The sequence below is a fragment of the Rhodococcus sp. NPDC006774 genome, from assembly GCF_040636045.1.
In the GTDB taxonomy this organism is placed as follows: domain Bacteria; phylum Actinomycetota; class Actinomycetes; order Mycobacteriales; family Mycobacteriaceae; genus Rhodococcoides.
In genome coordinates, this window is the sequence record NZ_JBEYIW010000012.1 from 1 (window position 1) to 25,356 (window position 25,356).

At 64.6% G+C, this 25,356-nt stretch carries 24 protein-coding genes; 10 read left to right on the top strand and 14 right to left on the bottom strand.

The window, feature by feature from the left end:
- Positions 1-133: 133 nt before the first annotated feature.
- The 3 genes from ABZ677_RS18400 to ABZ677_RS18410 all read right to left on the bottom strand — a co-directional run bounded on the left by ABZ677_RS18400 (position 134) and on the right by ABZ677_RS18410 (position 2,597).
- Positions 134-1,285, bottom strand: coding sequence for a GNAT family N-acetyltransferase (locus ABZ677_RS18400; RefSeq protein ID WP_358371883.1), 1,152 nt, complete (start codon positions 1,283-1,285; stop codon positions 134-136).
- 47 nt (positions 1,286-1,332) lie between these two features.
- Entirely contained in the window at positions 1,333-1,863 is a 531-nt protein-coding gene (locus ABZ677_RS18405) for a hypothetical protein (RefSeq protein ID WP_358371886.1), read from the bottom strand.
- A gap of 260 nt (positions 1,864-2,123) precedes the next feature.
- The gene (locus ABZ677_RS18410) at positions 2,124-2,597 is read right to left on the bottom strand and encodes a hypothetical protein (protein ID WP_094741926.1); all 474 of its coding nucleotides are present in this window, start codon (positions 2,595-2,597) and stop codon (positions 2,124-2,126) included.
- A gap of 80 nt (positions 2,598-2,677) precedes the next feature.
- Between ABZ677_RS18410 and ABZ677_RS18415 the strand changes: the two genes are divergently transcribed.
- The gene (locus ABZ677_RS18415; protein ID WP_358371888.1) at positions 2,678-3,172 is read left to right on the top strand and encodes a hypothetical protein; all 495 of its coding nucleotides are present in this window, start codon (positions 2,678-2,680) and stop codon (positions 3,170-3,172) included.
- Positions 3,169-3,558, top strand: a complete 390-nt coding sequence (locus ABZ677_RS18420) for a transcriptional regulator (RefSeq protein ID WP_052047483.1) — start codon at positions 3,169-3,171, stop codon at positions 3,556-3,558. Before ABZ677_RS18415 ends, ABZ677_RS18420 begins: the two co-directional genes overlap by 4 nt.
- An 8-nt stretch (positions 3,559-3,566) precedes the next feature.
- Here the strand turns inward: ABZ677_RS18420 and ABZ677_RS18425 are convergent, their stop codons facing one another.
- The gene (locus tag ABZ677_RS18425) at positions 3,567-4,067 is read right to left on the bottom strand and encodes a GNAT family N-acetyltransferase (protein WP_052047482.1); all 501 of its coding nucleotides are present in this window, start codon (positions 4,065-4,067) and stop codon (positions 3,567-3,569) included.
- Positions 4,068-4,892: 825 nt separating this feature from the next.
- Here ABZ677_RS18425 and ABZ677_RS18430 point away from each other — a divergent pair.
- The gene (locus tag ABZ677_RS18430) at positions 4,893-7,088 is read left to right on the top strand and encodes an EAL domain-containing protein (protein ID WP_052047481.1); all 2,196 of its coding nucleotides are present in this window, start codon (positions 4,893-4,895) and stop codon (positions 7,086-7,088) included.
- A gap of 132 nt (positions 7,089-7,220) precedes the next feature.
- Here ABZ677_RS18430 and ABZ677_RS18435 read toward each other — a convergent pair whose 3' ends face one another.
- Positions 7,221-7,685 carry a hypothetical protein gene (locus tag ABZ677_RS18435; RefSeq protein WP_358371891.1) on the bottom strand — a complete coding sequence of 155 codons (465 nt, stop codon included), beginning with the start codon at positions 7,683-7,685 and terminating at the stop codon, positions 7,221-7,223.
- Between the two features lie 79 nt (positions 7,686-7,764).
- On the opposite strand from ABZ677_RS18435, the gene helR reads away from it, so the two are divergent.
- Complete coding sequence (helR, locus tag ABZ677_RS18440) at positions 7,765-9,981, top strand: RNA polymerase recycling motor ATPase HelR (protein ID WP_358371895.1); 2,217 nt, start codon at positions 7,765-7,767, stop codon at positions 9,979-9,981.
- On the opposite strand, the gene ABZ677_RS18445 is transcribed toward helR, so the two are convergent.
- The gene (locus ABZ677_RS18445) at positions 9,942-10,841 is read right to left on the bottom strand and encodes a LysR family transcriptional regulator (protein WP_358371898.1); all 900 of its coding nucleotides are present in this window, start codon (positions 10,839-10,841) and stop codon (positions 9,942-9,944) included. The genes helR and ABZ677_RS18445 overlap by 40 nt on opposite strands.
- A gap of 72 nt (positions 10,842-10,913) precedes the next feature.
- Between ABZ677_RS18445 and dapA the strand changes: the two genes are divergently transcribed.
- The 6 genes from dapA (at position 10,914) to ABZ677_RS18475 (ending at position 17,859) form a co-directional block, all read left to right on the top strand.
- On the top strand, positions 10,914-11,858 hold the full coding sequence (dapA, locus tag ABZ677_RS18450) for a 4-hydroxy-tetrahydrodipicolinate synthase (RefSeq protein WP_358371901.1): 945 nt from the start codon (positions 10,914-10,916) through the stop codon (positions 11,856-11,858).
- A 6-nt stretch (positions 11,859-11,864) separates the two neighbouring features.
- Positions 11,865-14,249, top strand: coding sequence for an excinuclease ABC subunit UvrA (locus ABZ677_RS18455; RefSeq protein WP_358371904.1), 2,385 nt, complete (start codon positions 11,865-11,867; stop codon positions 14,247-14,249).
- A 33-nt stretch (positions 14,250-14,282) separates the two neighbouring features.
- Positions 14,283-14,849 carry an isochorismatase family protein gene (locus ABZ677_RS18460; RefSeq protein WP_358371906.1) on the top strand — a complete coding sequence of 189 codons (567 nt, stop codon included), beginning with the start codon at positions 14,283-14,285 and terminating at the stop codon, positions 14,847-14,849.
- 7 nt (positions 14,850-14,856) lie between these two features.
- Positions 14,857-15,534, top strand: coding sequence for a GAP family protein (locus ABZ677_RS18465; RefSeq protein ID WP_358371909.1), 678 nt, complete (start codon positions 14,857-14,859; stop codon positions 15,532-15,534).
- A gap of 23 nt (positions 15,535-15,557) precedes the next feature.
- Positions 15,558-16,358: a DUF2470 domain-containing protein gene (locus ABZ677_RS18470; RefSeq protein ID WP_094741917.1), complete on the top strand. Its 801-nt coding sequence runs from the start codon at positions 15,558-15,560 to the stop codon at positions 16,356-16,358.
- Positions 16,359-16,455: 97 nt separating this feature from the next.
- Positions 16,456-17,859, top strand: a complete 1,404-nt coding sequence (locus tag ABZ677_RS18475) for an NAD(P)/FAD-dependent oxidoreductase (protein ID WP_358371912.1) — start codon at positions 16,456-16,458, stop codon at positions 17,857-17,859.
- Between the two features lie 114 nt (positions 17,860-17,973).
- Here the strand turns inward: ABZ677_RS18475 and ABZ677_RS18480 are convergent, their stop codons facing one another.
- The 8 genes from ABZ677_RS18480 to ABZ677_RS18515 form a co-directional block, all read right to left on the bottom strand.
- The gene (locus tag ABZ677_RS18480) at positions 17,974-18,630 is read right to left on the bottom strand and encodes an urease accessory protein UreD (RefSeq protein WP_358371915.1); all 657 of its coding nucleotides are present in this window, start codon (positions 18,628-18,630) and stop codon (positions 17,974-17,976) included.
- 6 nt (positions 18,631-18,636) lie between these two features.
- Positions 18,637-19,341, bottom strand: a complete 705-nt coding sequence (ureG, locus tag ABZ677_RS18485) for an urease accessory protein UreG (protein ID WP_094641747.1) — start codon at positions 19,339-19,341, stop codon at positions 18,637-18,639.
- Positions 19,342-19,379: 38 nt separating this feature from the next.
- On the bottom strand, positions 19,380-20,036 hold the full coding sequence (locus ABZ677_RS18490) for an urease accessory UreF family protein (RefSeq protein WP_037189265.1): 657 nt from the start codon (positions 20,034-20,036) through the stop codon (positions 19,380-19,382).
- Positions 20,036-21,757 (bottom strand): urease subunit alpha, encoded by a 1,722-nt coding sequence (locus ABZ677_RS18495; protein WP_094657184.1) that lies wholly within the window; start codon positions 21,755-21,757, stop codon positions 20,036-20,038. The genes ABZ677_RS18490 and ABZ677_RS18495 overlap by 1 nt, the downstream gene beginning before the upstream one ends.
- On the bottom strand, positions 21,757-22,389 hold the full coding sequence (locus tag ABZ677_RS18500; protein WP_358371918.1) for an urease subunit gamma: 633 nt from the start codon (positions 22,387-22,389) through the stop codon (positions 21,757-21,759). Before ABZ677_RS18500 ends, ABZ677_RS18495 begins: the two co-directional genes overlap by 1 nt.
- Positions 22,390-22,474: 85 nt before the next feature.
- Positions 22,475-23,755 (bottom strand): aldolase, encoded by a 1,281-nt coding sequence (locus ABZ677_RS18505; protein ID WP_358371921.1) that lies wholly within the window; start codon positions 23,753-23,755, stop codon positions 22,475-22,477.
- Positions 23,756-23,760: 5 nt separating this feature from the next.
- Positions 23,761-24,177: a PaaI family thioesterase gene (locus ABZ677_RS18510; protein ID WP_037189975.1), complete on the bottom strand. Its 417-nt coding sequence runs from the start codon at positions 24,175-24,177 to the stop codon at positions 23,761-23,763.
- 268 nt (positions 24,178-24,445) lie between these two features.
- Positions 24,446-25,207 (bottom strand): hypothetical protein, encoded by a 762-nt coding sequence (locus ABZ677_RS18515; RefSeq protein ID WP_358371924.1) that lies wholly within the window; start codon positions 25,205-25,207, stop codon positions 24,446-24,448.
- Positions 25,208-25,356 lie beyond the last annotated feature (149 nt).

The window sequence follows — 25,356 nt, forward strand, 5'->3', positions numbered from 1 at the left end:
CTTCCTCGACTTCACGCCACGCTCAGTATCGGAACGGTCGTCGGATTGGAGGGTCAGCGAATACCTCGAGATCAGATAAGAGACTTACCCAGTGATCCGCAGGTGTCGATTCCAGATGCTGCCCCACGACGGTTCAGACCGATCGCAGGAAACAACGAGCTGACTCGAGCCGATCGGCGTCGTAGTCATCCCATTTCGCCGCAGGGACATCCCGACGCCGGACCTCGACGAAACTGCGCTTGACGAAGAACTCCGCGGCTTCACTGCTGACGGTGACCGCGAAGAGATTCGCGATACCCCTCGTGCGGCAGACCTCCAACAATCCGTCCATCAGCAGGCCACCCGCTCCCAGTCCGGAGAATTCGGCGACTGTGATCAAACCCGACACTTCGCCGAATCCCGTTCCGGCGTAGCGGTCCACCTCGAGTCCGACGATACCGGCGAGGTGCCCGGTGCGCAGCACTCGCGCACCGAGCCCTCCGACAGCCATCCTGGCAATCTCGATCCGACTGCGTTGCTTGAGAACCCCTTCTCGCACTCCCTGTGCGACCAATGCCTCGATTGCCGGGAAATCGTCCACCTGCAGCGAGGCCAGATGAAGGTAGCGCCCTTGGGTCAGGACAGTCCCCCGACCGTCGAATGTGAACAGCTCGAATTCGAGATCCTCGGCACGGCAGAGGTTTACGCTGTATGCACCGCCTGCAAGTGCTGCCTCGGCCGCGGGCGCGAAATCGTCGAGCCCACGCTCGGACAGGTGTGCGACCAGACGCTCGCGGTGCAGGTCGATGTCGGCGAAGCTTCGACGAGAATTGCCCCAACCCCCGCCCGGATCGGTCAGGACCATCTTCGACGCGCGCACGCTCGCAGACACGGTGCCGGCAGTGCGCGCGACAGCGGCCGCCTCCGCCCCGATCACGACGTACTCCGAGTCCGCGATGGCCAGCCACAGACGGGCGACGGACTCGTCGTCCCAGACAGTCGCACCGGCCAAGGCCACACCACCGACTGCAGCGGTGACTTCCGAAACGTAGTCGACCGAAACCACAAAAATGAACCGCGTATCGCCAGTGCCGAACTCCCCGACGGTTCGTTCCACTGCGTCCAGCGCTGCGCTGCTCAGCATGGGAAGGGCGATCACGATCGTGACCCCGCGGAACTCCTCGATGAAGAAATCGCGCTCGGAAACAGGCACCCCGCTGGACGTCGTTTCGATCGTCGCCTCGCGCGGGACCGCTGCCCGCGGCCGCAATTTACGTGGGTTGGCGCGCAGATCGTAGTTCGTCATGATGGGTCCCAGTGTGGACTGTCGGCCCACACCCCGCAACGTCCGAATCAGTAGGTGTAGTTGATATCTCGGGAGAACGTGAATCCGCCCATAGGTGCGGTGCAGGCGACGATGTCGTCGGCCCCGGATCGGCATACCACGCCCTCGACCGACAGCACCTGGCCGAACTCGAGCACCGGTGCGTTCGCATCCACATAGATGCCCTGCGTAGTGCACATGCTTTCCGAACCTGCGGCGGTCACGCGAACAGCGACCTTGTCGTTCTCGGCATTCGAGCATTGCGGTCCCTCGAAGGGATTCCTGCCGTCCGCGGCCTGACATCCCACTCGCCCCTCGGGACCGTCGGCATCCCAGATGCCGCAGGAGATGTTGCCCGTCGGCGAAATGAAGTTGTATTTATCACTCCCCGTCCGGAACATCACGGGATCGACGTTGCCTGGTTCGTCTCCCGACGGCTGCAAGATCGCACCGCCACCACCCGGCACCAGGTCCGCTGCTTCCTCCGGGGTTCGAATCGGCGGAACGACTACCGATTCCTGTGGGGATTCGGCCTCGAGCTGAGTCGGCGGCTCGGCCACAACCGACGACGGGGTGGTCGTCCCTGAGGGCGTAGCCGTCGTATCCGGCGTGGCGCTGGTGTCCGAATCGCCACTTGCACAACCACCTAGGGCCAACCCGCACACAGTCGCGACCAGAACAACGGACTTCCGAGCACTTCCCACGTTTCCTCTTTCCTCTTTCGAGTCGATACCAAGACGTCAGGGTGTCGGCGCACGCGTGGTCAGTGAACCGACACCAGAGTTCCCCGCCTGCCGGAAGCCGGTTCGATCGACATCATTCAGCGGGCCGGCACTTCGAAGGTGGGACTCGGTGCATGCGCGGCACTCGTTCTGAAGGTAACCGTGAGCGGCCCCTCCCCTGTCTCGATGTCCAGGTAAGGGTTTGCCACATTGGGGCCCATGAACCGCCAGCTCGCCACCCGCTGCTCGGCGGTTCCGCTGAGTCCGGTGTCGTGGTTACGCCAATCCGCATAGATGCTCAGATAGCACTCGTAGTCGGCTGATCCAGCCCATGCCGGGCTGTACAGGTGGGTGGTGAAATTCGCACGAATCTCGTTGGGCGCGTAGCCGCTCTGGACATTCACATCGACGGTGCCGCCGAAACATTGGGGAACCTCGGCGAGCGTATGGATCCGTTGTTGCGGCGAGAAGTACCTCTCCTGGGCACCGGCTTGTGCGGCGCTGGTTCCGATCACGGCTGCGAGCGCGCTGGCGAGGACGAGTGAACGAGTGACGACCGGGTGCTTCTTCATGACCCTCCATGGATGTGCGCTGTGTACTTTCAGGATTCAACGTATCACTTGCCTATGTGGAAAGTGTTAGAGTTGCCAATATGGAAAGCCATCAGTCACCGGACAACGCACGCGATCTGCTGGGTGCACTTCACGCCGATCGCGTCTCTCTCGCAGATCGTCTCGCCGCACCGTTCTGGTTCTACCCGGCCTTCGCCGCACTGACCGCCTTGTACGTAGGCACACCGGCGTTGCCGGACGGCAACGTGAGTGCGGCATTCGCAGCCGTCCCGGTTGCGGCAGCAGCAACGTTGGCTCTGCTCTACCCCCGCATATCCGGGGTGCGGCCGGCGGCAGTGGGCCCGATGGGATGGTCTGTTCTCGTGGGACTCCTGGTCGGCGTGCTCGGTTTGTTGAGCATGTCCTATGGCGTGGTGGCGTCTCTGTCTGCGTGGTGGGTGCTTCTGCCGCAGGCCGTGTGCTTCGCCATCGTGCTGTTCGGGGGCCGTCTGTTCGACGGCGTGTACCGAACCCATCTACACGCCGGAGGCGTCCGGCAACTCACAGGTCGCCGGACCAGGAGTAGCTGGTCGTGACCGAATCTCCCGGCGCCGGCCCGAGATTCGACGCCGTCATCCATGCTCCGATCCGTTTGCGCGTCTGCGGAATTCTGCGCCGAACCGACGAGATCGACTTCGCGGTCATACGCGACACACTCGAGATCAGCGACGCGTCGCTGTCGAAACACCTCAAAGCACTCTCCGACGCGGGCTATGTCTCGATGAAGAAGACTGCGTCGCTGTCACGTTCGGACTCGCGGAGATTGACCTGGGTGAAGCTGACAAGCGCCGGACGGGAAGCGTTCGACTCCCATATCGCCGAACTCCATGTCATCGCCCACGGCCACCCGGAACCAACGCCGTCGCGACCACCCCTCGTGACGTGGAGTCCGACCTTCGGTGCCACACCCGAATTGGGCTGAACTGCAAGTCACCGGGCGATATTTTCGCCACCCAGCATCCGAACCAGCCGCCGCTCCACTCGCCCTGATGCGCTGTCCACCTGTGTGACATCGGTTCCGATCCACCCTGCACTCTCGTACACGCGAATTGCGCGGTCGTTGTCATCGATCACCCATAGTTCCAGAGTCGCGCAATCGACAGTGCGCGCATGAGTCTCGACGCTGCGCAACAACTGCGTGGCAATTCCTTCGCCCCACATCGCCGGATCCACAGCCAGGTAGAAGATCTCCAAGATACGACCGCGCGGGGCAAAGAGGACGAAACCGACTGTCCGAAAATCTGTTTCGGCCAGCAGAATCGCCGCACCGGCGACGTCGAGTCTGCGTCTGATCCCCGCGACTGCCGATGACAGGTTGCACGGTGTCCGGCGCCTATCGCGAACGGCCGTCGAGCTCGTCCAGATCGATGCCACCGCGTGCAAGTCGTCGAGATCTCCGGCAACGATGACGGGCCTACCGGAACGATTCATGCGGCCGGCACGATCGTGTCGATTCTCGAGCGCTCGCACACCGCCATCAGCTCAGCGTAGCTGCCCGAGGATGGAGTCGACGCGATGTCCTGCCCCCGATCCCATCGATCCCACCGTCCGAGCGTCCCGGCTGCAGGCTTGATCGTTCACCCTCACGCACGGGCAGTTCCTACCCAAATGTGTTGTAGTGCTCGCTGAATCGACCTTTCCGTTCGACGCTTTCGCCTACCCACATCAGTCGACAGCATTGTTCCGACCACGCCCGACTGGGCCGACATGCGGGCCTCGGAGACGTCACCGACATGATTCGCCGCGTGGGGTCGGCAGCACGACGACGGAATCGACCTCCACTCCCCCGCGCTGTGCGCTCTCATCGTGAAAATCGCCGAATCATGAACAGCTACAACCACTTCGGTTCCGACATCACACATCGATTCCTCGGTCGCGTTCGCGTCGAGGATCGGCCGGCGGTGTGGTGACCGTTCCGACGTCCAACAGCTCCGAGGAAGCGACTCGACGACCGCGCCATCCACCAGGTTCGTAGCGCTGACGAACCCGGCCGATGCGCCGACACCGAAGGGTGCGGTGGTCCCATCGAGCATGATCGCCCGGCCTACGGCAGCTCCTGACCGCTACATTCGGCCGGTCGAGGTGACGATGGTGGGCAATGTGGCATACGTCGTCGCTCGACATCCCCTCCACGCACGACAACAGGCAGACCAGGGCAGTTACCCGGCGGGTACTATTCGGGCACAAGGACCGCGAACGCCGAATAACATGGGCCCGGTGCCGCTCGTATCCCGAGTGAAACGGATCGGAGGGCCGATGTTCGATCTCCCGGACGATCCGGTGAGTCTTCGATCCTTCCTGGAACGTTCTCCGGACTTCGTTGCACTGTCCGACGTCACGGGAAAGATCCTGTACATCAATCCGGCAGGTTCGGAACTGATCGGCGTCGAAGACGTGGCAGATATCGGCCAAGTCTCCGCCTTGGATCTGCTGACTTCCGACGGACTCGATCTGACCGACGACATCGCCGCCGGTCTGCTCTCCGAGGGCAAGTGGGAGGGCTACTGCGAGCTGCGCCATCAGGTGACCGGTGCCGGCATGCCGGTCGTGGTCTCTTCCTATGTGATCAGTCGCGCCGATGGTGGCCCCGACGTGGTCGCATCCACCATTCGGCACCGACACACGGTGGAGCAGCGCAGTGCCAGGATGGCGGCCGACGCAGTCATTGCCGGTCGTCACGCGCTCGAGCAGAAGGCTCTCGCCGATCTGAGCCGATTCGCCGTCGTCGCCGAGCTACCCAGATTGCTCACTGCAGCAACCGACACCGCCGCCACCCTGATCGGCGTGGGAAACTCCGCCATCGCCCATCTCGAACACCCGACCGACCCGTACCTGACCATGGACGCCGCCAGCGGTGCACTCGGCATGCGTCAGGACATTCCGTCCGGGGACGGTTCTCTGGTGGGATTCGTCCTGACTCTCTCGGAGCCTGTCGTGTGCAGCGACAGCCACGCGGAGAAGCGTTTTCGCACCGACACGATGATCTCACTCGGCCTCCGCAGCGGCGTCGGAGTTCCCATCCTCACCGCCGCCGGAAGAGCATGGGGAGTTCTCTCCATCCACAGCGTCGAGGCCCGTCTCTACCGCGACGAAGAAGTATCGTTTCTCAGCTCGGTGGCCGGCATCGTATCCGCGGCGATTCGACGCATCGATCTCGAGCTCCAGCTGCGACGACGTAGTACGCACGACGCCCTGACCGGTTTGCCCAACCGCACCCTCGCATACGAGGTCATCGAATCGGCGTTGGACCGCGCGAGACAACAGTCCGGCACCGTAGCACTGCTTCTGCTCGACATCGACGACTTCAAGATCATCAACGACAGCCTCGGACACGACGCCGGAGACAGGGCGTTGGTCAAATTCGTCGAACGGCTCGCTTCGGCGATCCGAGACGCCGACACCATCGCACGCCTGGGCGGAGACGAATTCTTGATCGTCTGCGAAGGTGTGGACAGCGTTGCTCATGCGGAGGAACTCGCGCGACACATCTCGAGTTCCATCGCCGTTCCCTTCTCCGCCGAGGACGTGCCCATCCCTCTGAGCGCCAGCATCGGTATTGCGGTGTCCGAACCGAATTCGACTCGGCACGAGCTGATCCACCGCGCCGACTTGGCCATGTACCGCGCGAAGGACAGTGGGAGCGGCGGGCATGCGGTGTTCGATCCCACCGATCTCTACGACGCCGATCGCATCAGGTCACTGTCGATCGATCTGCGAACGGCGCTGCGCGCCGACGAACTCACTCTCGCCTATCAACCGTTGGTGGACATCGCCACCCGGAAAATCGTTGCCGTCGAGGCACTCGCCCGCTGGAATCACCGAGAACTCGGACCCATCGAACCGAGCGAATTCGTCGGCGTCGCTGAAAGAACAGGTCTTGCAACACCATTGGGCGCATGGGCGCTGCGTACCGCATGCACGGCCGCGGCGCGGTGGAGAACGTTCTCCGACATCGTGGTTCGCGTCAACGTCAGCGCGCTCCAACTCCGCGATCCCGACTTTCCCACCCAGGTCGCTTCCGTGCTGGCAGAAACGGGACTGCCGGCCTTCGCGCTCGGACTCGAGGTCACCGAAACCGTGTGGGTCGCGGACACCGAACGCGTCGCCGATACCGTCTCTGCCCTGCACGCCATGGGTGTGGCACTCCTGCTCGATGACATGGGTAAAGGCCACAGCTCCATGTCGTATCTCGACCGCTACCCCATGTTCGAGTGCTTCAAGATCGACAAGTCGTACATTGCCCGGCTGCCTGCCCCTCGGGCTCGCGCGATCGTATCGGCCATCGTGTCGCTCGCCCGCGCATTCGACGTCACCGTGGTCGGCGAGGGCGTCGAAACCGAGGAGCAACTCGAAGCACTGGCCGCCACCGGCTGCGATTTCGCGCAGGGATACCTCTTGGGTCGGCCGGTCGGTGCCGGTGCCATCGCTGATCTACTTCTCGGCGATCGATGAATTTCGATCAAAAGGACACACTCGCCGGTCGAGTACACGGACTCCCCCACAATCGAGCTCTCGCATCGGTGCGCGCCGACCGCGCCCGGGACCGAAGCCGAACGATATCGACAGCCTGATCTCGACTGCGAATCACCGATTGCACACAGTGTTTCGTCGGCTCTGATCTGCCAGGACGACGAGCAACCCCGGAATTCCAGCCGTCGTCCACGGTACGACAGCACCCAGTGTCGAGACGGTCTGCACCACTCCGAGTTCACAGAAGTCCGTAGAATTCTCGCAGACGATCGCGTCATACGGCGCTGCCGCCAGGAGGACGAACAACGCCGTCGTGAGAATGGACAGCACCACCGTAAACAGTGCTGCCGTAATTACTTTCGGCCGTCCGGCAAGCCCTGACCAGCTCCATGCGAGAAGTGAAACAGGGACAGTGAGGCCGATCAGTGCTGCAGCGACACCGGCTTCGCCGCCGTGACCCTCGACTGTCGGTCCGAACAAGAACCCGAATTGCACTGCGCCGCCTGCCAGCACCCCGGTACCGACGAGTGGGAGAAATCCACGCAACAAGGGACCGGTGCGATTCGGTGATGGATACAACGAGCGACGAATCCCTCTTTCCACTTTCAATATATAGCGCACCCCGGGGCTTGCGGCAAGACCCCGTGCAGGGCTCAGAATGGCTCGCTGCAGCCACGTAGCAATCGATCGGAGTCCTGTGAAACAAGTACACCCGAGTGTTTTCGACCTACCCGACAATCTCGCACACAAGGGCGACCCAGCATCGATCGGCCCTGATGAGCAACACTTTTCAGCAGTCCAGTCGAGTATCGAGAAGTCTCGTCTCGATACGGCGGCGCGGCTGGAGACCGCGCAGAAGTCGTCGGGCCGAATGGGCCGGGAGGTGATGGAACGGGACTTCGAGATACATCGCTTGGGCGGCCGTCTCCGTTCACTCCGTCGATACGGTGTCGATCTGTGCCTGGGTCGCATCGTGACCATCGACACGGACGAGCCGGTGTACATCGGACGACTCGGACTGCTGGGAACCGCGGGCGATCAACTCCTCGTCGACTGGCGCTCCCCCGCAGCCGAACCCTTCTTCGGTGCTACTCACGCCAATCCCATGGGGCTGCGAAGCCGTCGTCGATATCGGTGGACGAACGGCACCATCTCCGACTACTGGGACGAGGTGTTCGACCTGACCGGACCGATCACCGACACTGCACTGGACGATCAGTCCGCCTTCATCGCCAGTCTGGGTTCGGCACGTTCACCGCGAATGCGTGATGTGCTCGGCACCGTTCAAGCAGATCAGGACGCGATCATTCGTGCGGACTCCCACGGCGCGCTGGTCGTCGACGGTGGTCCTGGAACCGGGAAAACCGTTGTCGCTCTGCATCGCACCGCGTATCTGCTGTACACGCAGTCGCGTCTAGGACACAGTCGCGGCGGCGTGCTCGTCGTCGGCCCACACGAGCCGTACCTCTCCTACGTCTCCGACGTCCTACCGAGTCTGGGCGAGGACGGTGTGCAGACCTGCACCCTCCGGGATCTCGTCGCCGAGGGATCGAACGCGGCCGAGGAGACGGATCCTGTTGTGGCGCAACTGAAGGCGACCGCCAACATGGCGGTGGCGATCGAGGCGGCCGTTGCGTTCTACGAGCAGCCGCCGACTCGGGACATGATCGTGGAGACCGAATGGGCCGATCTGACATTGACTGCGGCCGATTGGGCCGAGGCGTTCGAGGCACCTGATCCCGGCACTCCGCACAACGAGGCTCGTGAACAGGTCTGGGACCTGCTGCTCACGATTCTGGCCGACCGCCACGACGGCGACGAGACCCCGAACGACATACGAAAGTCTCTGCAGAACAACAATTCTCTACGTGCAGAGCTGGAACGATCCTGGACGATCATCGACGCTGCCGACCTCGTCGCAGACCTGTGGAGCGTGCCGGCGTACCTTCGCTCGTGCGCACCCTGGCTCGGCACCGAGGACGTCCGCGCGCTCCAACGCCCCGATCCGACCCGATGGACGGAGTCCGATCTGCCGCTGCTCGACGCCGCCCGGATGCGGCTGGGAGATCCCGAGCATGCGCGCCGCACTCGGCGTCGGGAGATAGCCGCAACTGCGGAGCGCGTGCGGATGGACCGCGTCGTCGACGAACTCATGGCCGCCGACGACGACGAGATGATGGCCGCGCAGTTGCGGCAGGACGGGATTCGCGATGCGCTCGTCGATTCGGCGGGCTTCGAGGAGATCCCGTCGGATCCCTTGGTGGGGCCGTTCGCACACGTCGTCGTCGACGAGGCGCAGGAGTTGACCGACGCGCAGTGGCAGATGGTCCTGCGCCGGTGCCCGTCGGGCAGCATCACCATCGTCGGCGATCGCGCGCAAGCGCGGCTGGGATTCGCCGAGTCCTGGCGCGAACGGCTTGCACGTGTGGGACTCGACCGGGTGGAGATCTCCACTCTCGGCGTCAATTACCGCACCCCGCTGGAAGTGATGACCGAGGCCGAGCCGGTGATCCGCGCGGCGCTGCCGGACGCCAATGTTCCGGTCTCCATCCGCAGCACCGGTGTGCCCGTCGAGTACGGTGACGCGGCAGATCTGTTGTCGATCCTCGATCGCTGGCTGGAGTCGAACGTCGACGGAATCGCCTGCGTCATCGGTGATCCCACGTTTGCTCCGTCGGGTCGCATCCGCTCGCTGACACCGCAGTCGACGAAGGGACTCGAATTCGATCTGGTCGTCCTGATCGACCCGGATTCGTTCGGATCAGGAATCGCCGGTGCCGTCGACAAGTATGTGGCGATGACGCGAGCGACCGGTCATCTGGTCGTCCTGACCACTCATCGCGAGGCCGCATCGAGGACGTCGAGCACGGCATGAATTGCCGGGCTGGCGTCGGCGCTGCGCCGCCACGCGGCCTCCACCTCACGAACGGGAGCTCGCTCGAGCGGTACCGCGACGAGATCGGCACCGAGCAACGGACGCGCGAGGCGAGGCACGAGAGCGAGGACATCGTCCGCTTCGACCAACGCGAGTTGCGTGGAGAAGTCGTCCACGAGATGGCGAACGTCGACCTCGGCGGACGTCTCGGCGAACAGCCGCCGAAACCACTGGTGGCACACCGTTCCGGCCGGGCTCGTCACCCACGGGTACCGAGCGAGTTCGGCAGGGGTCAACGCGATGTCGGGTCGGGCGAGGGGGTGGGTTCGCTTCATGATCACGTCGCCGAAATCCGTGTGAATCCGTTGCCGAACGACCGAGGGCGGAGCGGGCGCGGATACTCCGTCTGCGTCGTGCACGAGCGCCAGGTCTGCAGTCCCGGCAGACACGCTGTGCAGTGCGCGGTCGGGATCCTCCTCGCTGATGTGCACCGTCAGGTCGGGATACCGTCGATTCAGCTCGATCAGTGCGGGTGCCAGCAAACCACGAACCGCGGTCGAGAAGCCGACCAACCGAACGACACCATGTGCCACGCCCTCGTCTGCGGATCGAGCCGCCTCGACACACCGCTCGAGAGCGTCGAACACCTCCCCCGCGGACTCGACCACCGCCCGACCTGCGGGAGTGAGCACGACTCCCCGACCGGCCTGGGCCAGTACCGGGGTGCCGATCTGCCGTTCGAGTCGTTTGATCTGCTGGGAGATCGCCGAGGAGGTGTAGCCGAGCTCGTCGGCGGCGCGCGCGAGGGTGCCCAGAGCTGCCACAGCGCGCAGGGCGTGCAGGGCACTCATGTCGATCATGAAGCAACAGTACGCAGTATTGCGGAAAATACCTCGCTGGACCTTACATATCGAGCGGTCCACACTCGAACCATGACCACCACTCCGTCGCCGGCCTCGACGATCTTCGGCACGAACCTCGTCGCTGTGGCTACCCCCATGCACCCCGATGGATCGGTCGACAGGTCCGGCGTCGATGCCCTTCTCGCGTACCTGTCGGCGACACGATGCGACGGCGTCGTCATCGCCGGGACAACCGGTGAAGCACCGACCCTGGCAGTCCACGAGATCTCTCGGCTGATCGCCCGTGCCCGCAGGCATCGCGATCACGCTCTTCGAGTGATCGCGGGAATAGAGGCCAACGACACCTCCGCGGGGATCGAGATGGCGCGGTCCGCGGCCGCAGCCGGCGCCGACGCACTGTTGATCACCGCTCCCTACTATTCGCGCCCCACTCAGGCCGGCATCGTGGAGCACATCGTCGCCATCGCCGAGGCAGGTGGGCTGCCCGTCATGGTGTACGACGTCCCGGCGCGCACAGGTGTGGCCGTCGAGGCACCGACGCTCGTCGAGCTCTCCCGCCACCCCCTCATCGGTGCGGTCAAGGACGCGAAGGGTGATCTGTACGAGGCCATGACCGTCATGTCCTCGACGGACCTCGCCTACTACTGCGGAATCGACGAACTCGCGCTCCCCTACCTCGCCTCCGGTGCAACAGGATTGGTCAGCGTCACCGGCAACGTGGTGGCCGACCGTTTCGCCGAGCTGATCGCGGCAGTCCGAACCGGCAACCTCGACAGGGCGAACTCGGTACAGCGATCGCTCCTGCCGTTGACCGACGCCGTCATGCGCACGACGCAGGGAGCCATCATGGCCAAGGCCGCGCTCGTCAGGATCGGCGTCATCTCCGACGCGACCGTGCGACGCCCACTCCTCGAGTCCTCGGCGGCCGACCTGAGACGACTCGACGCCGCGCTGTCCGCCACCGGAATCGATCAGGAATCGAGAAGCGTGCAGGTTCCGGTACGACTAGCCTGACTGCTCATGGCGACGAAGAAGGTCACGCAGGGCTCGGCACCGCATGCTGCCGACAGCCACGATTTGATTCGTGTACAGGGGGCTCGGCAGAACAATCTTCAGGACATCGATGTGGAGCTGCCCAAGCGGCGACTGACCGTGTTCACCGGCGTCTCCGGCTCGGGAAAGAGCTCGCTCGTCTTCAGTACCATTGCTGCCGAATCACAGCGCATGATCAACGAGACCTACAGTGCCTTCGTTCAAGGATTCATGCCCACGCTCGGCCGCCCCGATGTCGACGTCATGGACGGACTCACCACCGCCATCATCGTCGATCAGCAGCGCATGGGCGCCAATCCGAATTCCACCGTCGGCACCGCAACCGATGCCAACGCAATGCTGCGGATTCTGTTCAGCCGAATCGGAAGGCCGTACATCGGCTCCGCACAGGCCTTTTCGTTCAACGTCGCGTCGGTGTCCGGTGCAGGCGCGTACAAGGTGGACAAGGGCGGCAGGCAGACCACCGAGAAGAAGTCGTTCTCCGTGACCGGTGGCATGTGTCCGCGCTGTGAGGGCAGAGGCTCCGTCAGCGACTTCGATCTCACCGCTCTCTACGACGCGAGCAAGTCGCTCAACGAGAGCGCGATCACCATCCCCGGCTACAGCATGGAAGGCTGGTACGGCCGAATATTTCGCGGCTGTGGGTACTTCGACCCGGACAAGCCCATCTCGAAGTACACCAAGAAGGAACTCGACGACCTGCTCTATCGCGAGCCGACGAAGATCAAGGTCGAGGGCATCAATCTGACCTATTCGGGGCTCGTGCCTCAGATTCAGAAGTCGTTCCTGTCCAAGGACGTCGACGCCATGCAGCCCCACATCCGCGCCTTCGTCGAACGCGCGATCACCTTCACCACCTGCCCGGACTGCTTCGGAACCAGGCTCAACGAAGGTGCTCGGTCGTCGAAGATCAAGGGTGTCAACATCGCCGACGCATGTGCGATGCAGATCAGCGACCTGGCGAAGTGGGTGGGCGGCCTGAAGGAGCCGTCGGTGGCGCCGCTGCTGACCACACTCGGCGAGACCCTCGACTCGTTCGTGGAGATCGGGCTCGGCTACCTGAGCCTGGATCGTCCGTCGGGAACGTTGTCCGGTGGAGAGGCTCAGCGCACCAAGATGATTCGCCATCTCGGATCGTCGTTGACCGATGTGACGTACGTGTTCGACGAGCCGACCACCGGTCTGCACCCCCACGACATCGAGCGGATGAACAATCTGCTGCTTCAGTTGCGGGACAAGGGAAACACCGTTCTGGTGGTGGAGCACAAGCCCGAGACCATCTCCATCGCAGACCACGTCGTCGATCTGGGTCCCGGTGCAGGAAGTGCAGGCGGGCACGTCTGTTTCGAGGGCACCGTCGACGGATTGCGGCAGAGCGACACCGTTACCGGGCGGCACTTCGACGATCGGGCATCACTGAAGAAATCGGTGCGCGAGTTCTCCGAAGTGCTCGAAATTCGCGGCGCGGACTCCCACAATCTGCGCGACGTCGACGTCGACGTTCCACTCGGTGTTCTGGTTGTCGTCACCGGCGTCGCCGGCTCGGGCAAGAGTTCGCTCATTCACGGATCGCTCTCGGGGACAGACGATGTCGTGTCGGTCGATCAGGGAGCCATACGTGGATCGCGGCGAAGCAATCCCGCGACGTACACCGGGTTGCTCGAACCGATCCGGAAGGCGTTCGCCAAGGAGAATGCCGTCAAACCTGCGCTGTTCAGCTCCAATTCGGAGGGTGCGTGCCCGACGTGCAACGGCGCGGGCGTCATCTACAGCGACCTCGCGATGATGGCCGGGGTGGCCACGACGTGCGAGGAGTGCGAGGGCAAGCGATTCCAAGCATCGGTACTCGAGTACCACTACGGCGGCCGCAACATCGACGAGGTGTTGTCGATGTCGGTCGCCGAGGCCGAGGAATTCTTCTCCGACGGTGCGGCCAAACTGCTGCCGGCGCACAAGATTCTGCAGCGATTGAACGACGTCGGGCTGGGCTACCTGAAGATCGGGCAACCGTTGACCACACTGTCGGGTGGAGAACGCCAACGCCTCAAGCTGGCGACGCACATGGCCGACAAGGGCGGGATCTACGTGCTCGACCAACCCACCACAGGACTGCATCTCGCCGATGTCGACAAGCTCCTCGGGCTGCTGGACCGGCTGGTCGACTCGGGCAAGTCGGTGATCGTCATCGAGCATCATCAAGCCGTCATGGCCCACGCCGACTGGATCATCGATCTCGGTCCCGGTGCCGGGCACGACGGCGGCCTGGTCGTGTTCGAAGGAACGCCGTCCGATCTGGTGGCGGACGGTTCGACCCTGACCGGACGACACCTGGCTGCGTACGTCGGGAGCTGACGTGCAACCGAACACGAGAACAAGGGAGATGCCGTGACCACCCTGCCTCACCGGACCGCAACCGCACTCGTGATAGTCGACGTGCAGAACGACGTGATGGTCGGGGTCCACGAGAGGCAGCGCGTCGTCGACAACATCGTGGCCCTGGTGTCGCGCGCACGGGAGACGAGCACGCCGGTGATCTGGGTGCAGCACTCCGCAGAGAAGGAGCTGCGCTTCGGGACGGACGGATGGAAGATTCTCGACGCTCTGCCCGTGGTTCCGGGCGATCCGATCGTCCACAAGAAACACGGAGACGCCTTCGAGGACACGACTCTGGCGGAGGAACTGGCCGCCGCCGAAGCCGGGCACGTCGTGGTCGCCGGCGCACAGACAGATTTCTGTGTGCGATCCACTCTGCACGGAGCACTGGTACGCGGGTACGACGTGACGCTGGTGAGCGACGCACACACGACGGAGAATCTGACCGAGTGGGGCGCGCCGCCACCTGCACAGGTCATCGCGCACACGAACATGTACTGGAACAACCAGACCGCGCCCGGCCGCGCCGCCGTGGCCGTCGTCACCGAGAAGGTCACCTTCGGCCGACCGATACCCTGAACCCTCCATGGTGACCTTGCTGCTCGCGCTCGTCGGATTCGCGATACTCGATTCTCTGGACGTCTTGCTGATCGGCATCACCGCTGCCATCGCAGTGCACTCGAGAACCACCCGCCGGTCTCCTTTCCGAGCCGGGCTTGCGTTCGTCGGCGGAGTCTTCACGGCGACGACCACGTTCGGCATCCTCACCGTTCTCGGCATCGACTTCTTCACCGATCTGTTCGACATCACCATCACTCCCACGCTCCGGTATCGCACCGAGCTCGTGGTCGGGCTGGTCCTGATCACGCTCGGTGCACTGCGCACCACCGAGCGCCGCCCACCGGCATGGGCAGCCCGAGCCGGTTCGAGCATTCCCGTCGTCGCCCTGACCGGACTCACCATCGGTCTGGTGCAGGGCCCGACGGCAGTGCCGTATCTCGCCGGGCTGACGATGCTCTCGACCTACGATCCCCGTCCGACGTGGTGGCCGGTCATCGTCGTCGCCTACTGCCTGATCGGGCTGCTCCCGCCCATCCTCGTTCTGATTCTGGCGTCGAGGAAGAGTCATCGTTCCCGGCGGGCGTTCACCGCGACCGTGCGGGCCCTGACGCGGTACGGCCCGCCGACGGTGCGCGTCATCTTCGTCGTGCTCGGTGTCGCACTCGTCGCCGACGCGCTCGTTCATGCCCGAGACCTCCTGTAGGTCGTCGCCGTAAGCTTCTGCGCATGGCACTCGATCACGGCGATCCCGGTGACGCCCCGTCCGTTCCCCCTCCCCTGGCCCCGGTCGTCGACGACCGTCGTCCCTCCGCGGCCGAGGAAGCGCGCACGATCGCTGCGTCCACCAACACCGCAACTCTCGCGAGCCTGACCGCGGACGGTGATCCCTGGGCTTCCTTCGTCACGTACGGATTGCTCGACGGCGCTCCGGTTCTGTGTGTCTCGCGGATGGCCGAGCACGGACGCAACCTCGCGGGCGATCAACGGATGAGCCTGTCGATCGTGGCACCGCAGTCGCAGACCGATCCACTGGCATCGGGCCGTATCACTCTGGCGGGCGTGGTCGAGCGGCCGGCGGCGGACGAGTTGGCCGCGGCACGCGCCGCGCATCTCGACGGCGTCCCGGCGGCGAAGTACTACCTGGACTACAGCGACTTCACGCTCTGGGTCATGCGCGTGCATCGGGTCCGGTGGGTCGGCGGATACGGCCGGATGGATTCTGCAACCGCCGAAGCGTATTCCCAGGCCACGCCCGATCCGGTGTCGCCGACCTCCGCGTACGCGATCGAGCACCTCAACGCCGACCACTCGGCGTCGCTGACCGCGATGGCCCGCGAACTGGGCGGCTTTCCCGACGCCACGTCGGCCGAGTGCACGGCCGCGGACCGCTACGGACTGGATCTGAAGGTGCTCACTCCGCGCGGAATCGCGTACACCAGGGTCGGTTATGCGACTCCGATCGACTCGGCTGCCGAACTGCGGGCCGCGACCGTGGAACTGGCGAAGCGCGCAGCAGCCGGCCGATAGGTGTGCACTGCCACCACAGACACGACGACCTTGTCGAGACGTCGCGATGGATGGCGACTACCGTTGACCACACACCGCAATCGTTAGGGAGCAGGCAATGAGCATCCAACCGCTCGAATCGAAGCGTCACCGCGTCGTCGTCATCGGTTCCGGGTTCGGAGGTCTGTTCGGCGTCAAGGCGCTCAAGAAAGCCGACGTCGACATCACCCTCGTCGCCAAGACGACACACCACCTTTTCCAGCCGCTCCTCTATCAGGTCGCGACGGGCATTCTGTCCGTCGGCGAGATCGCGCCCACCACCCGCGTCATCCTGCGCAAGCAGAAGAACGCCGAGGTGCTGCTCGGAGACGTGCTGAACATCGATCTCGAGGCCAAGACGGTGACGTCCAAGCTTCTCGAGCGCATCACCGTCACTCCGTTCGACAGCCTGATCGTCGCGGCAGGCGCACAACAGTCCTACTTCGGCAACGATCACTTCGCCGAGTTCGCGCCCGGCATGAAGACCATCGACGATGCACTCGAACTGCGCGGACGCATCCTCGGTGCGTTCGAGCAGGCCGAACTCTCCGACGATCAAGAGGAGAAGGACCGCCTCATGACCTTCGTGGTCGTCGGCGCGGGTCCCACCGGTGTCGAGCTCGCCGGGCAGATCGCCGAGCTCGCCGATCGCACGCTCGACGGAGCCTTCCGCAACATCGACCCGCGCGATGCTCGCGTCATCCTGCTCGACGCCGCGCCCGCCGTACTGCCGCCGATGGGCGAGAAGCTCGGCCGCAAGGCCGCCGAACGGCTCGAGAAGCTCGGCGTGGAAATCCAACTCAACGCGATGGTCACCGACGTCGACAACGACGGATTGACCGTCAAGGAGAAGGACGGCACGACCCGGCGCATCGAGGCGCAGTGCAAGGTCTGGTCCGCAGGCGTGCAGGGCAGCCCCCTCGGCAAGCAGCTCGCAGATCAGTCCGGATCGGAAACCGATCGCGCCGGACGCGTGCTGGTCGAACCGGACCTCACCGTCAAGGGCCACCCGAACGTGTTCGTTGTCGGCGACCTGATGTCGGTCAAGGACGTTCCGGGCATGGCGCAGGGCGCCATTCAGGGAGCGACCTACGCTGCCAAGCTGATCAAGGCGTCGGTCAAGGGCCAGGACGATCCCGCCCAGCGAGCCCCGTTCAAGTACTTCGACAAGGGTTCGATGGCAACGGTGTCGCGATTCAACGCGGTCGCCAAGGTCGGCAAACTCGAATTCGGCGGATTCATCGCCTGGCTCATGTGGCTCGCTCTGCACCTGTATTACCTCGTGGGCTACCGCAGCCGCATCACGACCGTCATCTCGTGGTTCGTGACGTTCCTCGGCAAGGGCCGCGCACAGATGGCGTCGACCGAGCAGCAGGTGTTCGCGCGCCTCGCCATCGAGCAACTCAACTCCCTCGAACGCTCGGGTGCCGTGGACGCGGCCACCGCTGATTCGGAGCAGGAACGCGAGAAGGCCGCGGGCTGATCGGCCCCGCGCCGGGGTTTCACCACCGAAACCGACTCCGACACAACGCATCGGCCGACGGGACTCCGTCGGCCGATGCGTTCGTTGTTCGATCTGCCGGTGTCACACCCCTGATCAGCTGGGCTGAAGGCGACGCCCCACCGAGGTACTCAGCGAGCCGCCACCGGCCAGCGCCAGCCGGACGGTCCCGTCGGCGAGATCGACCTCGGACGCCCGGGTATCGGGATAGCTCAGCGTGCTGGACATCGACAGCGGTGCCGACAACGCGTCGTGCGCAACCGATCCCGCGCCCAGTTCCACTCGATGGCGAAGCAACGGACTGCCCCCGACATCACATCGCATAGCACTGCTCCAGTGCCCCGACGCTTCCTCGAAGCGGCCGATCTGCGTACGCTCGCGCAGCCACAGGGTCGAATCCTGCTCCAGCGCAACGGTGTTGACCACCGAATGCGAGGCGTCGGAGACGACGACCATCGGTTCGGGATCGAAGATCAGCGACGCACCTGCACCGACCTCGAAGTGCCACTGCGCGGAGGAGTGACGATGCAGCCCACCGGGCATCGCCAACGAGGCTGCGACGCTACGCACCTCCAGGTGCGCGCCGGCCGCCACCGAGATTCTGACCACGATGGTGTCACCGCCGAGAGGAGTTGCCGCCGTTCCGATCAGGTGAACCGTGTCCGGTCCCGTCTGGCGGCCGGCGAGTCCGCCCACCGAGGTGATGCGTGGGCTGCGGCTGCGGCTCGCGTCGATGCAGAGCTCGGTGTGCATCGACGCTCAGTGCGTGTGGGCATGTGCGTCGGCGTCGGCGATCACCTTCAGCTGCTCCCGCACCCACTCGAGCACCATGGTCGCCGCCGGATCGTCGGTGAGGGAGATCAGCGCAGTCGGTCGTCCCTCGCGCACCTGTGCCGCGTCCCGCTCCATGACACCGAGGTCGGCACCGACGTACGGGGCGAGGTCCGTCTTGTTGACGACCAACAGGTCGGAGAACGTCACACCGGGACCGCCTTTGCGCGGCACCTTGTCTCCCCCGGCCACGTCGACGACGAAGATCTGTACGTCGATCAGACCGGACGAGAACGTCGCCGTCAGATTGTCGCCACCGGATTCCACCAGAATCAGATCGAGGGGCGGGTTGTTCTCGATCAGATCGTCGATGGCGTCGAGATTGGCCGTGATGTCGTCTCGAATCGCGGTGTGCGGGCAGCCACCGGTCTGCACCGCCGTGATGCGTTCGTCGGGCAACACTGCGTGCCGACGCAGGAAGTCCGCATCCTCGGTGGTGTAGATGTCGTTGGTGAGTACGGCCAGCGAGAGTTCGTCGCGCAGCTCGCGGCACAGCGCAGCCACCAACGCCGTCTTTCCGGAACCGACGGGTCCACCGATCCCGACGCGCAGCGCATCGCCTGCCACCCGTGCGCGCTTGGGCCGATCCAAACCGTGGTCGTGGGGCTCACCGTCGATCAGGTGCGGGGGCATGTCGAACTCCTTGTCACTAGAGGAAAATGGAACCGTATTCAGGATACGAACAACGGCCGATCGCGGACGGCGTGGGCTTCGGCGAACATGTCCAGCAACGGATCCGACAACTCCATCAGCTCGGGCAGGCACCGGCACACCGCGGCGGTCACGTCGTCGCAGAACTCGCCCAACCGGATGGTGCACGCCGCGACCTCTGCCGGATCGAGCGCGAGCAGACGCTGCGCGGCGATCGCCGACCCGGTCATGGTGATGTACACCTGCACCGCGGCCGTGTCGGCAACCGACAGGCCCGCCGCGAGTCCGACGTGCCCAGCGGCAACGGCCAGGTGCGGCCTCCGTCCGATCGACGCCCAATCATGATGCGGCCAGGCAGATTTGGCCAACCGAAGCAATCCACGGCCCTGGGCACGAGAGGCAGACCTGGCAGCCGGGGACGGGGTTCGGGCGTCGGATTCGGCATCGGCCTCGTCCGTGCTCGACGACCCGTGCACCAGTGATGCGGCAATGGATGCCGTCGTTGCCCCGGAGGTTCGGATACGGCGTCGCAGAAACGCCTCGAGCGTCGTGATGTCTCGAACGAAGCCCGACGCGATGGCTTCTTCGACTCCCCCGGAGTGCACGTGGCCACCGGTGGGCAGGCGTGAATCGGCAAGCGAGAGAAGCGTCGTCACCTGTAGTCGGGCATCGGGCATCAGAAGAGGAAGTATCGCTGGGCCATCGGCAGTTCGGTTGCCGGCTGCTCCGTCCACACGTCACCGTCGATACGGACCGTGAAGGTATCGGGATCGACTCGGATGTCGGGCAGAGCGTCGTTGAGTGCCATGTCCGACTTCCTGACACCGCGCACGTTCTTGACCGGAACCAACCGACGATCGCAGTTCAGGCGCCCGGCGAGGCCATCCTCGATCGCCTGCGGGGCAACAAAATGCAGCGACGTCGCGGCGGCTGCCTTCGGCGACGCCCCGAACATCGGACGTGGCAGTTCGGGTTGTGGGGTCGGGATGGACGCGTTGGCATCGCCCATGGCAGCCCAGGCGATCATGCCGCCCTTGACGACCATGTGGGGACGCACCCCGAAGAATGCCGGATCCCACAGCACCAGGTCGGCGAGTTTGCCCGGCTCGATCGAACCGATCTCGTCGTCGAGGCCGTGGGCGACGGCCGGGCAAATGGTGTACTTCGCGACGTAGCGCATCACTCGGTTGTTGTCGGCTCCGTTGTCACCTGCCAGGAAGCCGCGACGAGACTTCATCACGTGTGCCGTCTGCCAGGTGCGCAGAACCACCTCGCCTATCCGGCCCATCGCCTGAGCGTCGCTGCCGATCATCGAGATCGCACCCATGTCGTGCAGCAGATCCTCGGCCGCGATGGTCGACGGCCGAATCCGACTCTCGGCGAAGGCCAGATCCTCCGGAATCGATGGACTGAGGTGGTGGCACACCATGAGCATGTCGAGATGCTCGTCCAGGGTGTTGACGGTGTGCGGACGCGTCGGGTTGGTCGAGCTGGGGAGGACGTGCGGCTGTGCCGCCACGGTGATGATGTCGGGTGCGTGCCCGCCGCCAGCACCCTCGGTGTGATAAGCGTGGATTCCGCGTCCCTTGATCGCACCGAGGGTGGTCTCGACGAATCCGGCCTCGTTGAGGGTGTCCGAGTGCAGTGCCGCCTGAACGCCTGCGTCCTCGCACACTCGCAGGCACGCGTCGATCGCGGCCGGGGTGGATCCCCAGTCCTCGTGCAGTTTGAATCCCGATGCGCCGGCGCGCAATTGCTCCCACATCGAGTCGGGATTGACAGTGTTGCCCTTGCCGAGGAGCACGATGTTCATCGGCCAGTCGTCCAGCGACTCGAGCATCCGGGACAGGTGCCATGCGCCCGGGGTGACAGTGGTGGCCTTGCTCCCTTCGGCGGGGCCGGTACCGCCGGCGATCACGGTGGTGATGCCGCCGCCGAGAGCCTCCTCCTTGATCTGCGGGCAGATCAGGTGGACGTGACAGTCGATGCCGCCTGCCGTGACGATCTTCCCGTTGCCCGCGATGATCTCGGTGGACGGGCCGATGACGAGATCGGGATGCACCCCGGTCATGGTGTCGGGATTGCCTGCCTTGCCCAGTGCCACGATGCGTCCGTCGCGAATACCGAGATCGGCCTTGATGATTCCCCAGTAGTCGACCACGACGACCCCGGTGATCACGGTGTCGGGCGCACCGTCGGCGCGGGTTGCCCTGGACTGACCCATCGACTCTCGAATGACCTTGCCGCCGCCGAAGACGGCCTCCTCACCGGCGTTGCCGGGTCCGCCACTGCGGTCCTCGGTGACCTCGATCAGAAGATCGGTGTCTGCCAAGCGGATTCGATCACCCGTGGTGGGGCCGAACAACTGGGCGTATCGACTGCGACTCATGCGCGCCATCAGCTGTCCAACTTTCCGGGAGGTGTCATGCTCAATCCGTGTACCTCGCGCGTGCCACCGAGGGGCACGAGCCGAATCGTCTGTTCGATGCCGGGCTCGAAACGCACCGCCGTGCCCGCAGGGATGTCGAGGCGACAGCCGTGCGCCCGTTCGCGGTCGAACTGCAGAGCTGCATTCGACTGCGGGAAATGCACGTGGCTGCCCACCTGCACCGGCCGATCTCCCGCGTTGACGACGGCCATGGAGATCACCTCGGCGCCTTCGTTGATCTCGATGTCGCCTGCGACGGTGATGATCTCGCCCGGAATCAGGTGACCGTCACCGCGCTTGGGCGAGATCGGCTCGTGCACCGTGATCAGCTTCGTACCGTCGGGGAAGGTCGCCTCGACCATGACCTCGGGGAGCAACTCGGGCACACCGTCGAGCACGTCGTCGGCATCGAGAACCTCGCGACCCGAGGACATCAGGTCTGCGACCGATCGGCCGTCGCGGGCCCCCTCGAGGAGGTGATCGGTGATGACCGCGATCGCCTCGGGGTGATTGAGTCTGAGGCCGCGTGCCTGGCGACGCCGAGCGAGTTCGGCCGCGTAGCTGACGAGCAGTCGGTCCTGCTCGTGCGGAGACAACCGCATTGGAGTTCTCCGTCCCGATCGGTGATGGTGCCCGGCAATTCTGACACGCTTGCGACCTACCGGCAGCGGAGCGCGCCGACGCACCTCATCCGAGAGGCACTGTCACCGATCGATCGAGCAGCCCCCGCAGCACGTCTCGGTCGATGCCGGCAGACACGTTCTGCAGCTCGGCGATGCCGAACGCGCCCGAATCCAGGCCCCGCACCAGAACACCTGCCAACGCCTGAGCCGTCGCCGGCTCGTCCATCACCTCACCACCCTGGCGATCGAGGTAGCTGCCCAGCCGAGCAGCAGCGACCGGCATGGCCTGACGGAAGAAGCCGAATGTCGCCGACCATCGCGTCACCAGGTGGCCGGGATGCATGTCCCAACCCTGATAGAAGCCGCGCTCGAGGGATCTGGTCACCAGCTCGAAGTGTCGACGAGCGGATGCCGCCACCTGCGTCGGATCGCCCGTCGGCACCACCTGGGTCGAACCGTCGCACACCCACACCCCGGTCTGTGCCGCCGCCACCAACATGACGTTCTTCGCATGGTCTGCCACCGGATGCGCGAGTGATTGCTGCGCAGAGGTGATTCCGCAGGCGGCGCTGTAGTCGTAGGTCCCGTAGTGCAGGGAGGTGCAGCGGCCGTCCGCCCTGGTGATCGCCCGCGCGAGAGTCGCCGTGCCGTCGGCCCCGATCACCGCCTGTGGGCTCTCGATCTGCAGCTCGAAGCGAAGGGCTCGATCGGGCAGGCCGTGCGCACGCTCGAGTTCCTCACACAAGGCGACCACAGCGGCTACCTGCTCGACGGCACGGAGCTTGGGTACGGTGAACACGAAGCCGTCGGGCACTCCCCCGGCTCCGTCCAGGACCAGCTCGAGGGTGCGGATTCCGCGCCGACGCTCATGTGCAGCAAGCCCTTTGGCACGAATTCCGAGCCACGTCGGACCGTCCGGATCGTCGGCAAGGGCGGCCAGGGCAGCCCCGGCTGCGGTCGCGTGGCGGTCCTCGACGGCATCGGATCGCCACCCGTAACCGTCCTCGAAATCGAATCTGAGGTCCTGGATGGGCGCACTGCCGAGCCGGTCGCGCACGAGAGGCATAGCGTTCTGGGTGTCGAGTCCGGCGAACGCCTCGGGGTGGGCGTCCAGGATTGCCAGGGCGGCGGCACCCCATTCGGCCGGCACAGCCGCCGACGCATCCGCGGCCGACACATAGACGGTGTGAGAGGGCTGGCCACCGACTCGGTCACCCGGATAATGCTGCGCGAGTTCGTCGTCGATGGGATGGAAGAGTGATTCGAGGCGATCCAACGCGTCGGCAGTCAGTCCCGTTGCGCCCGACCGGAAGGAAGAGTCGGCGCTGTCGCTGTGTCCCGTCATGGGCATCACTGTCCCAGATGCGCGGTGTTTTCGATATTCGCCAGCCGGACCTTGCCCTGAGCAACCAGGCGTCCACTCTCGTCCGTCATGTCGACCTGCCAGAGCTGCTGGGTGCGGCCCCGATGAATCGGATGTCCGTGCGCGGTCAGGGTTCCCGATCGAGACGCGCGCAGGAAATCGGTGTTGTTGTTGGTGCCGACCACGTGTCCCCGGGAGCCGAACCAGGCCGATCCGCCGATACTCGCCACCGACTCGACCACCGAGCACAGCACGCCCCCGTGCATGATTCCCGCCGGTTGATGAAGCTGCGGGGTGACGGTCCATTCGGCGCGTACCTTGTCGCCGGAGACCTCGAGGTATCGGAGGCCGACGGCTCCGTCGAACCCTCCTGCACACAATTCGGTGAGCTGTTCCGGCGTCATCGTGTCGAAGGAGGTCTCCCCGTTGGTGCCGTTCGAGTCCGTCATTGCTGTGCCTTCCGGTTGCGTCGAGAGTGTGGCCGACTCGGCTGTCGACTCCCGTTCAGAGATACACGACGATCGACCCACAAAAATCGGTGGGCCTCTCGTTCGTCGAAGAACGAGAGACCCACCGTGGCAAGGACCGGGAGTCACTGCAGCCCTCAGGACTCCGGCGCGGTCCGTTGGTACAAAGTCAGCATAGGCAAACCTTAGTTGTGGCGCAAGGCCTTCACGATGCCCGCAGTCTCGCTCGCCCCGGAACCCCGACGCGTGATCGCACGGGAGCACCGGCGGCGACCATGGCGTCGAGCAGCATCTGACCCCGGCGCGCACCTGCCGATGCGCTCGCCCCCGCCAGAATCGGCACATACGTCGAGGCCCCGAGGATGGCGTCACCCACCAGAGCCCAGAAGACACGCGCATCCAGCGGTGCGCGGTCGGCGATCGCCCGGAACACCGGCCCGAGCGACGTCGTGCATCGATGCGCAGTCCAGACCAACAGAGCCTGTTCACACGGAAGTGTGACCGTGCCGGGCTCACCCGCAGCGGAATCCTCGGGCAGCACTCGCAGGATCGGCGATGCCACTCCAGCCCAATCGATCCCGCCGTCACTGTCCATGTGGATCCACAGATTGTCGATGCCCGGATCCCAGGCGCGTGCCTCCAGAACCAGCAACGCGGCCACTCGTCCGACGACGGCGTGAATGAGGGCCGTTGCGACCTGCACTGCCGCAGCCTCGGGAACATCGAGATCCTCGAGCGATCGTCGATACATCTGCTCGACGCGACCGTCGTCGAGACCCACCGCCAACTGCCACCAACGGCGTTTGCCCTCGTTCGCCATGGCTGCCACCGCGTACATCCGCGGGTAATCGGGGTTGAGTGCACGCAGGGTCGCGCACGAGTCGGCCAACAGCGCCGCCCCGCCGGATCGACTCGAGAATCGATGCACATCGGCCCAGCCCATGTATGACGCTGTTGCAACTGACACCTGATCGCTCCTTAGGTTCTCGGCGGGTGCACGCGTCGCACCCCTACCCGCTGAATGTAGGTTAGCCTAACCAGATCGTAAAGCGGGTCAGGCACCGCTACCCTTACCTCACCTCACATGCCGAGGAAGGGTTCCGTAACCTAAACCGA

Coding starts and splice junctions, on each gene's coding strand:
- ABZ677_RS18445 (WP_358371898.1), bottom strand. CDS start 10,841: ATGATCGACATGAGTGCCCTGCACGCCCTGCGCGCTGTGGCAGCTCTG.
- helR (WP_358371895.1), top strand. CDS start 7,765: ATGGCTCGCTGCAGCCACGTAGCAATCGATCGGAGTCCTGTGAAACAA.
- dapA (WP_358371901.1), top strand. CDS start 10,914: ATGACCACCACTCCGTCGCCGGCCTCGACGATCTTCGGCACGAACCTC.
- ABZ677_RS18425 (WP_052047482.1), bottom strand. CDS start 4,067: ATGAATCGTTCCGGTAGGCCCGTCATCGTTGCCGGAGATCTCGACGAC.
- ABZ677_RS18475 (WP_358371912.1), top strand. CDS start 16,456: ATGAGCATCCAACCGCTCGAATCGAAGCGTCACCGCGTCGTCGTCATC.
- ureG (WP_094641747.1), bottom strand. CDS start 19,341: ATGCCCCCGCACCTGATCGACGGTGAGCCCCACGACCACGGTTTGGAT.
- ABZ677_RS18470 (WP_094741917.1), top strand. CDS start 15,558: ATGGCACTCGATCACGGCGATCCCGGTGACGCCCCGTCCGTTCCCCCT.
- ABZ677_RS18430 (WP_052047481.1), top strand. CDS start 4,893: ATGTTCGATCTCCCGGACGATCCGGTGAGTCTTCGATCCTTCCTGGAA.
- ABZ677_RS18480 (WP_358371915.1), bottom strand. CDS start 18,630: ATGCACACCGAGCTCTGCATCGACGCGAGCCGCAGCCGCAGCCCACGC.
- ABZ677_RS18455 (WP_358371904.1), top strand. CDS start 11,865: ATGGCGACGAAGAAGGTCACGCAGGGCTCGGCACCGCATGCTGCCGAC.
- ABZ677_RS18510 (WP_037189975.1), bottom strand. CDS start 24,177: ATGACGCCGGAACAGCTCACCGAATTGTGTGCAGGAGGGTTCGACGGA.
- ABZ677_RS18410 (WP_094741926.1), bottom strand. CDS start 2,597: ATGAAGAAGCACCCGGTCGTCACTCGTTCACTCGTCCTCGCCAGCGCG.
- ABZ677_RS18465 (WP_358371909.1), top strand. CDS start 14,857: ATGGTGACCTTGCTGCTCGCGCTCGTCGGATTCGCGATACTCGATTCT.
- ABZ677_RS18400 (WP_358371883.1), bottom strand. CDS start 1,285: ATGACGAACTACGATCTGCGCGCCAACCCACGTAAATTGCGGCCGCGG.
- ABZ677_RS18500 (WP_358371918.1), bottom strand. CDS start 22,389: ATGCGGTTGTCTCCGCACGAGCAGGACCGACTGCTCGTCAGCTACGCG.
- ABZ677_RS18415 (WP_358371888.1), top strand. CDS start 2,678: ATGGAAAGCCATCAGTCACCGGACAACGCACGCGATCTGCTGGGTGCA.
- ABZ677_RS18505 (WP_358371921.1), bottom strand. CDS start 23,755: ATGACGGGACACAGCGACAGCGCCGACTCTTCCTTCCGGTCGGGCGCA.
- ABZ677_RS18490 (WP_037189265.1), bottom strand. CDS start 20,036: ATGCCCGATGCCCGACTACAGGTGACGACGCTTCTCTCGCTTGCCGAT.
- ABZ677_RS18495 (WP_094657184.1), bottom strand. CDS start 21,757: ATGGCGCGCATGAGTCGCAGTCGATACGCCCAGTTGTTCGGCCCCACC.